7 protein-coding genes, 2 tRNA genes and 1 CRISPR repeat array are annotated in these 9,641 nt (G+C 60.9%); of the genes, 7 read left to right on the forward strand and 2 right to left on the reverse strand.

What is annotated here, in order from left to right; genetic code table 11:
• Positions 1-129 precede the first annotated feature (129 nt).
• The 5 genes from EBQ26_RS12000 (at position 130) to can (ending at position 5,033) form a co-directional block, all read left to right on the forward strand.
• Entirely contained in the window at positions 130-2,052 is a 1,923-nt protein-coding gene (locus EBQ26_RS12000; RefSeq protein WP_122239462.1) for a SurA N-terminal domain-containing protein, read from the forward strand.
• A gap of 61 nt (positions 2,053-2,113) precedes the next feature.
• Positions 2,114-2,189, forward strand: a tRNA-His gene (locus tag EBQ26_RS12005).
• Between the two features lie 307 nt (positions 2,190-2,496).
• A complete protein-coding gene (locus tag EBQ26_RS12010) occupies positions 2,497-2,982 on the forward strand; it encodes a PaaI family thioesterase (protein WP_147473721.1) in 486 nt (161 codons plus the stop codon).
• Positions 2,983-3,027: 45 nt separating this feature from the next.
• A complete protein-coding gene (locus tag EBQ26_RS12015) occupies positions 3,028-4,209 on the forward strand; it encodes an isovaleryl-CoA dehydrogenase (RefSeq protein ID WP_122239466.1) in 1,182 nt (393 codons plus the stop codon).
• A gap of 125 nt (positions 4,210-4,334) precedes the next feature.
• Positions 4,335-5,033 carry a carbonate dehydratase gene (can, locus tag EBQ26_RS12020; protein WP_238944357.1) on the forward strand — a complete coding sequence of 233 codons (699 nt, stop codon included), beginning with the start codon at positions 4,335-4,337 and terminating at the stop codon, positions 5,031-5,033.
• A gap of 207 nt (positions 5,034-5,240) precedes the next feature.
• Here can and EBQ26_RS12025 read toward each other — a convergent pair whose 3' ends face one another.
• Both EBQ26_RS12025 and EBQ26_RS12030 read right to left on the reverse strand, forming a co-directional pair.
• Entirely contained in the window at positions 5,241-6,551 is a 1,311-nt protein-coding gene (locus EBQ26_RS12025) for a Clp protease/crotonase-like domain-containing protein (RefSeq protein WP_147474061.1), read from the reverse strand.
• 135 nt (positions 6,552-6,686) lie between these two features.
• A tRNA-Pro gene (locus tag EBQ26_RS12030) sits at positions 6,687-6,763 on the reverse strand.
• A gap of 206 nt (positions 6,764-6,969) precedes the next feature.
• Between EBQ26_RS12030 and EBQ26_RS12035 the strand changes: the two genes are divergently transcribed.
• Both EBQ26_RS12035 and EBQ26_RS12040 read left to right on the forward strand, forming a co-directional pair.
• Entirely contained in the window at positions 6,970-7,413 is a 444-nt protein-coding gene (locus EBQ26_RS12035) for a universal stress protein (RefSeq protein ID WP_238944358.1), read from the forward strand.
• A gap of 81 nt (positions 7,414-7,494) precedes the next feature.
• On the forward strand, positions 7,495-8,703 hold the full coding sequence (locus tag EBQ26_RS12040; RefSeq protein ID WP_122239473.1) for a CaiB/BaiF CoA transferase family protein: 1,209 nt from the start codon (positions 7,495-7,497) through the stop codon (positions 8,701-8,703).
• A gap of 77 nt (positions 8,704-8,780) precedes the next feature.
• Positions 8,781-9,476: a CRISPR direct-repeat array (repeat unit 36 nt; unit sequence GTTCCGGTTAGAGCACAAATCCCAGTGATCTAAAAT).
• Positions 9,477-9,641 lie beyond the last annotated feature (165 nt).

Below are 9,641 nucleotides of genomic sequence, written 5' to 3' on the forward strand. Positions count from 1 at the left end.
GCCAACCAAAGCGAGCGACAGGGCGAACAAGCAAAGGGCGACCCACGCGGGATCGCCCTTTTGTTTTATGGCTTGCGCCTAGGCGTTAGCCCCTCCCCCTGTCGGCACGCTCTTTCTCACTCCATCCGCATGTTTGATTTCATCCGCAAGCACCTCAAGCTGGTCATGATCGGCTTTTTCCCGCTGGTCATCTTTGCCTTCGTCCTCGTAGGCATCGACCCTTCAATGCTGCACCAACGCAGCGCTGTTGTTGCCAAAGTCGGCGGGGTGGAGATCACCCAGAACGAGTGGGACTATGAGCACACCCGCTTCGCCGATCTCGCCCGCGCGCAAAACAGCCAAATCAGCCCGGCGCTGCTGGACTCGCCCGCGCAACGCTATGCCGTGCTGGAGCGCATGGTGCGCGATCAGGTCATGACCGATGTCGTGCGCGAGCGCCGCTATCTCGTCAGCAACGGCTTGCTGGCGCGCGAGCTGCAAAACCAGCCCGAAATCGCCGCCTTGCGCGATGCCAATGGCCGTATCGACACCACTGCGTACCGCGAAATGCTGCGCGCCAATGGCTTGACGGCGGAAAGCTACGAAGCCAATGTGCGCTACCAAATCGCCTTGCAGCAAGTGCTGGGCATCGTGCAGCAATCCTCGCTGGCAACGCCCGTGCAAAGCGCGTTGGCCGCCAATGCGCTGTTCCAGCGCCGCAATGTCGGCATCCAGCGTTTCGCACCCGCCGATTTCGCCGCCAAAGTCGCCGTGACAGACGACGCCTTGCGCGCTTACTACGACGCGCATCAAAGCCAATTCCAGCGCCCCGAGCTGCTGGATGTGCAATACGTGGCGCTCAACCTGAGCGATGTGGCCAACACCATCCAGATCGCCGAGGATGAGTTGCGCAGCTATTACGACAACAACAAAGCCGCTTACGCCCAGTCCAAGGAAAAGCGCCAGGCGCGCCATATCCTTTATGCGACGGATGCCTCCATGTCCAGCGAGCAGCGCGCGCAGATCCGCGCCAAGGCCGATGCCGCCCTGGCCAAGCTGCGCCAGGACCCCGGCCAATTTGCCGCCATCGCCAAGGCCGAGTCGGAAGACCCTGGCACCCGCGATGCGGGCGGCGATCTGGGCTTTTTCGAGCGCGGCGCCATGGTGCCCGAGTTCGACGCCGCCGTTTTCAGCATGGAGCAAGGCGCCATCAGCGAAGTCATCCCCACCGAATACGGCTTTCACATCATCGAGTTAGTGAAAGTCGATCCCGCCAAAATCCCCGCTTACGAAGAGCTGCGCGAGCGCTTGCTGCAAGACGTGAAGAACAACCAGGCGCGCAGCCAGTTCATTGAGAAAGCCGAGCAAATGCGCAACCTCGCGCACGAACAGCCCAACTCCTTGCAACCCCTGGTGGACGAGCTGGGCCTGCGCATCCAGACCTCCAACGGCATCGCCCAAGCGCCCGCGCCCGATGCGCCCAAAGAGCTGCAATCGCCAGCCGTGCTGGATGCCTTGTTCGCCCCGCGCGCCAAGCAAGACAAGGAAAACATCGAAGCTGTGGACACTGGCAGTGAGCAAATCGTCACCGCGCGCGTGCAGCAAGTCCATCCCGCGCAGGTGCAGCCGTTTGAGCAGGTGCGCGAACAAGTCCAACAGTTGTACGTCGCGCAAGAATCGGCCAAGCTCGCCCAAGCCGCAGGCGAAGCCGCCCTGCAAAGCGGCAAGGCCGATGCGGCCGCCATCCGCGCCGATGAAAGCGTGGCCATCTCCCGGCAAAACGCCCACGGCCTGGATGCCGCCAGCATCGAGCAAATCATGCTCCAGCCCGTGGCCAGATTGCCCCAACTGCTGGGCTTGCCCCAAAACGACGGCAGCTACCTCGTCGTCCAAGTCAAGGACGTGGCCCCGCTGCTGGACCCGTCGCAAGACGCGCAAGAGCAGCAATTGCTGCAAGCGGGCTACGACATGCAACTGGCCCAAATGCTCACTGCCGCCGAAACCAGCGCTTATTACGAAACCCTCAAGCACGACTACAAGGCCGAATTTCTGGTTCAGCGCCCGAAACCCTAAGTTGTGAGCACATAAAGACAACGAGGGCAAAAAAATACCCTATAATCTCGCGCTTATCTCGGTGGCTGTAGCTCAGTTGGTAGAGTCCCAGATTGTGATTCTGGTCGTCGTGGGTTCGAGTCCCATCAGCCACCCCACCTTTCAAGGCCCCTTCAACGGGGCCTTTTCTTTTGCCTTGAATATTTCTATATCAAGGTAAAACCAACATCCCTAAAAACATGCCGAAACAGGGCAATTTTTATTCTTTTTGATTTGAAAAACAAAAACTCTTCACGAATCAAAGCCGCTGACGAGGCCCGACAGCGCCCCATCACACCAAACCACGCGTTCCAGGTCACAGATCCTGCCAATTGCCCCGGCGCCAACCAAGCCAGCCCGGGGGCAGGGGCACAATGCGGCCCGATTCTTGGCCTGCGGCCTTTGGGCCAGCCTGCCAGCCCCGGCTTGTCCGCTATCACCATCCCCCCTGCTGCCATGACCCTCTCCAGCGATGAACCGCCCAGTTACATTGAGCGCGTGCAAAAAAACTTTGCGCAGCAAAGCGTGATGCGCCTGATGGGCGCCGAATTGCTGTCGATTCATGCGGGCGCCGTGGATGTGGGGCTGAACTGGTCCGAGCCTTTGACGCAGCAGCACGGTTTTTTGCACGCTGGCGTGCTCGCCACCGTGCTGGATTCGACCTGCGGCTACGCCGCCCTGTCGCTGATGCCGCCCGAAGCCGATGTTTTGTCCATCGAATTCAAAATCAACCTGCTGGCGCCCGCTGACGCCCCGCGCTTTCGCATGGAGGGCCGTGTCGTGAGAGCGGGCCGCACCATCACCGTGACCGAAGGCCGCGCCTTTGGCATCACGCACGAAAACGGCCATCCGCGCGAAAAGCTGGTTGCCACCATGCATTGCACGCTGATGACTGTATTGCCGCGCACCTGAAACGCGCAGCGCTTTTCCCCCACCACAAACTCAAGGAGACTTCTCATGAGCAACCTGCCCGGCCTCAACTTCCAGTTAGGCGAAGACATCGACGCGCTGCGCGACGCCGTGCGCACCTTCGCCGAAGCCGAAATCGCTCCGCGCGCGGCCGAGATCGACAAGAGCGACCAGTTCCCCATGGACTTGTGGCCCAAGATGGGCGAGCTGGGCGTGCTGGGCATCACCGTGCCCGAGGCCTACGGCGGCGCCGACATGGGCTACCTGGCGCACATGATCGCCATGGAGGAAATCAGCCGCGCCAGCGCCAGCGTGGGCCTGTCTTACGGCGCGCACTCCAACCTGTGCGTCAACCAGATCAAGCGCAACGGCAATGAGGAGCAAAAACAAAAATACCTGCCCAAGCTGATCAGTGGCGAGCACATTGGCGCGCTGGCCATGAGCGAGCCCGGCGCAGGCAGCGACGTGGTGAGCATGAAGCTCAAGGCCGAGGACAAGGGCGGCTACTACCTGCTCAATGGCAGCAAGATGTGGATCACCAACGGCCCCGACGCCGACACCATGGTCGTTTACGCCAAGACCGAGCCTGAGCTGGGCGCGCGCGGCATCACCGCTTTCATCGTCGAAAAAGGCATGAAGGGCTTTGGCACCGCGCAAAAACTGGACAAACTGGGCATGCGCGGCAGCCACACCGGCGAGATGGTGTTCGACAACGTGGAAGTGCCCGCCGCCAACATCCTGGGCGAGTTGAACGGTGGTGTGAAAGTGCTGATGAGCGGCCTGGACTACGAGCGCGCCGTGCTTGCCGCCGGCCCCATCGGCATCATGCAGGCCGTGATGGACAACGTCGTGCCCTACATCCACGACCGCAAGCAATTCGGCCAAAGCATTGGCGAATTCCAGCTCGTGCAAGGCAAGGTGGCCGACATGTACACCGTGCTGCAAGCGGGCCGCGCCTTCCTCTACACCATCGGCAAAAACCTGGACGTGCTGGGCGCGGGCCACGTGCGCCAGGTGCGCAAGGACTGCGCCAGCGTCATCCTCTGGTGCGCCGAGCAGGCCACCAAAATGGCCGGCGACGGCATCCAGCTCTTTGGCGGCAACGGCTACATCAACGAATACCCGCTGGGCCGCCTGTGGCGCGATGCCAAGCTGTACGAAATCGGCGCGGGCACCAGCGAAATCCGCCGCATGCTCATCGGCCGCGAGCTGTTTGCCGAGACCATGTAATGCCCCGGCAGCACAGGCCGCGCAGCCAAGGCGCGCAGCCTGTGCATTTCGCAACAAGTGCTACCCTCGCACCAACGGCGCCTTCCCGCGCCGTTTTTCATGCTCCAACGACTACAACAAACCACATGACCGAACGCAGCAGCCTCCAACACCTTCTCGACGCCAACCACGCCTGGGCCGAACAAGTGGCGCGCGAAAAACCCGGCTTTTTTGAAAAGCTCTCGCACCAGCAAAGCCCCAAATATCTGTGGATCGGCTGCTCCGACAGCCGCGTGCCCGCCAACCAGGTCGTGGCGCTGGCGCCGGGCGAAGTGTTCGTGCACCGCAACGTCGCCAACGTCGTCGTGCATTCCGATCTCAATGCCCTGTCGGTCATCCAATACGCCGTCGATTACCTCAAGGTCGAGCACATCATGGTCGTAGGCCACTACGGCTGCGGCGGCGTGCTGGCCGCGCTGCATGGCGCGCGCGTGGGGCTGGCCGACAACTGGCTGCGCCACGTGCACGACGTGAAAATGCGCCACCGCGGCCGCCTCATGCACCTGTGCAGCCAGGCGCAAGAAGATGTGCTGTGCGAAATGAACGTGATCGAACAGGTGGGCAACATTGCCCAAACCAACATCGTGCTGGACGCCTGGAAACGCGGCCAGCCGCTGGCGGTGCATGGCTGGTGCTACGGCTTGAAAGACGGCAAGGTCAAGGATTTGGGCGTGACCATGTCCAACCCCGACGAGGTGCTGGATGTGTACCGCACCGCCATCAAACGCTACCCCCGCTCGCCCGACGCCAGCGCACAAATGGAGCAGCCAGGCGAGGAAGGCTGAACCTTTATTTACAAATCAAAAAGAAAATCAAACCACCTTTTTCGGCATAACTGTATGTAAATCATTTTCACATTGAATTATAAAACACAGCGCTTCGGCAAGACAATGCGGATGCCCTGCCATTGCTCGGCCGCCGCTTGAGAGCCTGTTCAAAGGCCGACTCGCGAAAGCCGCCGAAAAGTTTTTGCGCACGGCGCAGGCCGGGCGCTACGCCCACGCCGCATCCAGGCCACTGGCATCGTGCTCCAGCACACGATCCACCACCCCCACGGCCAGCGCCATTTGCGCGGAGCCTGCCTCGGGCGATTCCTGCTTGCCCAGCGCCGCGAGCGCAGCGCGCGGCAGCACGACCAAACGCGCCGAAGGCTCCATCACCACCTCGCCCACGCCTGCGCTCAAGGCCGCAAAAATGCCGCCGCCGCAGCGCCCCGTAACCCGCAATTGCACTTGCACGCCCTCGCGTCGCATCACGTGCAGCAACAGCACCAAATCGGCCAGCACCACCGAGAACGCCGCCTGCTCATCCTCCAGGCGGGCCGCGTGGCTTTGCGCATCCAGCACGATCAACAGCTTGGCCTGCACGGCGCCAGACGCCAGGCGCGGGCGCAGCGCCTGCAACTGCTGCATCAGCACCGCCACATCGCGCACGCGCGCGCCCTCGGGGGCCTCCAGCGCCAGCACATGCACGCCTGGGGCGACGGCTGCGCGCAAGCGATACACCTGCGCCGACAAGCGCTCCCAGCCGGCTGCCTGGGCATCCAATGGTTGGAGCAAGGCTTGTCCGCACGCCATCAGGCCCGAGCCAGGCTGCCCAAGTGACGCGGCCAGCTCCTGGGCGGGCGGCAGTTCCGGGCAGGCCATCCCGTCTGACTCTGGCGCTGGCGGCAATGGCGCTCTCCCCGCCCACGTTGCCAACGCGGCGCGGCATGCTGGCACATCGTGCACCAAATCAAAGCGCCCACTGGCCCGCGCCCGGGCTGCACCGCCCAGCCATTGCGCCACGACGCTCGCATCCCGCGCATTCCAAATGCCTTCGCCCATCTCATGCGTGAGCAAACGGGGGCCGCTCATCGCCAAAATGCTGTGGGGGAAAACCACGCAGCGCTCGCAAATACACGCCAGGATGCTGGCCCCGCCAAACGCACAGCGCCCGACAACCGCCAGCATGCGCACCCCCGCCAAGCGCGCCTGCGCCGCCGCCCGAATCACGTGGCGGAACGACGCAATCCCCGCCGTGCTATCGGTCACACGGATGCCGCCGCTCTCCATCACAAACACCACCCGCGCGTGCCGCTGCTGTGCATGGCGCAAACTCGCCACCAACTGCTGCGCTTCTTGCACGCCAATCGAGCCTTGGCTGGCGCCGTAGTCGAAGCACACCCACACCGTGGGCTGCCCCAGCCAGGGCGCCTGCATCACATGCAAATCGCCCGCGCCCACATCCACGGCCTGCACGGCAGCGCCATCCAGCAAACCCGCCAGCAACTGCCGTGCATCCATCTGCGCCATCAAGGACATTGCTTTGCTCTCCCCCTATGCAGGCCACGCGCATGCTGCCCAACACGGCTTGCGCTTCGCGCCAAGGCATTCACGCCACCAAAGAACACAAAAGAAAACGGCTTACCGAAAACTCGGTAAGCCGTTGTTGTTTATTGGTCGGAGCGGCGGGATTCGAACTCGCGACCCTCTGCTCCCAAAGCAGATGCGCTACCAGGCTGCGCTACGCTCCGACGAAGCGCGAGATTCTAGCGGAAAAATACGCGACTCAAAATTTCGCATGTGTTTTACTGCGCAGTCCAAGCTGCCATCAACGCGCTTGTTTGCCCCACATCAATGCTTCGCCAGGGCATCCGCCCGTATACTGAAACCGTCTTTGAAAGATCGTCCCAAGGACACTGGCAAACAACGTTCCATCCACAAACCAAGGAGCTTCTCCATGTACCAGCACATCCTGATTCCGACCGATGGCAGCGAACTGTCGCAAAAGGCCGTGTCGCACGGCTTCGATTTGGCCAAGCTCAGCGGCGCGCGCGTGACGATTCTCACCGCTACGCCCAGCTACCCCGTCACCTACATGGAAGGCAGCGCTGCGTCCAACCGGGAATTTGCCGAGACCAGCGAGCGCCAATGGCGCGAAGATGCGCGCCGCGCCATGGAAAAAGTGCTGGAGCAAGGCAAGGCCATGGGCCTGCAAGCTGAAGTCAAGGTGCTCAGCGGCGAGAGCGTTTCCGATCTGATTCTGGACACCGCCAACGAAGTCGGCGCTGACCTGATCGTCATGGCCTCGCATGGTCGCAAAGGCATTGCGCGCCTGCTGCTGGGCAGTGAGACGCAGCACGTGCTCACACGCGCTACTGTGCCTGTGCTGGTTCTGCGCTGATCAACCTGCGCACCGCCGCCCTTGGCATTTCTCCACTGCGCCCATCTTCGGATGGGCGTTTTTCTGCTCCCGACACCCCCCATGGCCGAAACCACCGATCCCTCCGCCCACAAGCCCCTGCAAGGCATCCGCGTCGTTGAATTCACCCACATGGTCATGGGGCCTGTGTGCGGCATGGTGCTCGCCGACCTGGGCGCTCAAGTCATCAAGGTCGAGCCTGTCACTGGCGACAGCACCCGCACACTGCTCGGCGCAGGCGCGGGCTTTTTCCCGCTTTTCAATCGCAACAAGCAAAGCATTGGCATCGATTTGAAAAGCACGGCCGGGCAAGAAATCGCCCTCAAACTTTGCCTGAGCGCCGACATCGTGCTGCACAACTTCAAGCCCGGTGTGCTGGCCAAATTTGGCCTGGATTACGCCAACTTGCAGCGCCTCAACCCCAGGCTGATCTACATCAACCTCACCGGCTTTCTGCCCGGCCCCTACGAGCACCGCACCGCGCTGGATGAAGTCGTCCAGATGATGGGCGGGCTGGCCTACATGACAGGCCGCCCGGGCGACCCACTGCGCGCGGGCAGTAGCGTGAACGACATCATGGGCGGCATGTTCGGCGCCATCGGCGCTTTGGGCGCGCTCATGCAACGCCAGCACACCGGGCGCGGGCAGGAGGTGGACGCAGCGCTGTTCGAGAACAACCTGTTTCTCGTCGGCCAGCACATGCTGCAATACCAAATCACGGGCCAGGCCGCGCGCCCCATGCCCGAGCGCATCTCCCCCTGGGGCATTTACGACATCTTCACGGTGCGCGATGGCGAGCAAATCTTTCTGTGCGCCGTCAGCGATGCGCATTGGCACACCCTGTGCGGCATGTTCGGCTGGGACGACCTTGCCGCCGACGCAACGCTGGCCACCAACAACGACCGCGTGCGCGCCCGCCCCACCCTCTTACCCGAGCTGCGCCAGCGACTTCAAGCGCACAGCGCCGATGCCATCGCCGCCCTGTTCGAGCAGCACGCCCTGCCCTATGCCCGCATCATGCGCCCCGAGCAATTGTTTGATGACCCGCATGTGCAAGCCACCCAAGGGCTAGACCCGATCACCCTCACCGACGGCGCCCGTGCTGGCCAAACCGTGCACGCAACCCTGCTGCCGCTGCGCATGGACGGCCAGCGCCTGCGCACCTACCAAAACCCGCCCCAACTGGGCGAGCACACGCAAGCCATATTGCAAGAATTGGGTTTCGAATCAAAGACGATATTGGAATTACGTAAAAGTAAATTGATTGAATAGAAAAATCCTCCCAGCCATTCAACGCCTCATCGCCCCTATTCAACGCGCGATCGCCGACGCAGTCGCCTATGCGATTTTTTTAGTTTAGGGAAAAAATCCCAGTGATCTAAAATGGTGCTGATGGTGTACCAGCGGCTGGAGACGTTCCGGTTAGAACACAAATCCCAGTGATCTAAAATGCTGCGCAACCGCCCCGAGTACCTGCACCAGCTCCGGTTAGAGCACAAATCCCAGTGATCTAAAATCGCCATTATCCACATCCGAGTGCCGCCTGAGTTCCGGTTAGAGCACAAATCCCAGTGATCTAAAATAATCGTGAGCCGATCCGCGCGCAGGCAGGGTTCCGGTTAGAGCACAAATCCCAGTGATCTAAAATCATCACCCACCTGTTGCAGTGGCCGAAACAGTTCCGGTTAGAGCACAAATCCCAGTGATCTAAAATCATTGATTCTATCTCTTGATTCATCGGTGTGTTCCGGTTAGAGCACAAATCCCAGTGATCTAAAATGACAACATCCTGCTTTCGGTGGGCATCCTCGTTCCGGTTAGAGCACAAATCCCAGTGATCTAAAATCATTGATTCTATCTCTTGATTCATCGGTGTGTTCCGGTTAGAGCACAAATCCCAGTGATCTAAAATGATCGGCGCTGGGTGCGGGTAGCAGATGCTGTTCCGGTTAGAGCACAAATCCCAGTGATCTAAAATTTCCAGAGAAAGCTATAGAAGATAAAACTATGTTCCGGTTAGAGCACAAATCCCAGTGATCTAAAATTGTTCAGCAGCGCGAGAGCCATCCTCGCTGGTTCCGGTTAGAGCGTGTTATGCACTTTTCCGAGAGGTGGTGCTGAGCTTGGATACAGTGCCAGCATGTCTCGCAAGCCTTACCCCAGTGATGTCAGCGATGAAGAATGGAGCTTTGTCGCCCCTTATCTGATCT

Origin of the sequence: Allofranklinella schreckenbergeri, assembly GCF_003703475.1 — a bacterium.
Taxonomy (GTDB): Bacteria; Pseudomonadota; Gammaproteobacteria; order Burkholderiales; family Burkholderiaceae_C; genus Lampropedia; species Lampropedia schreckenbergeri.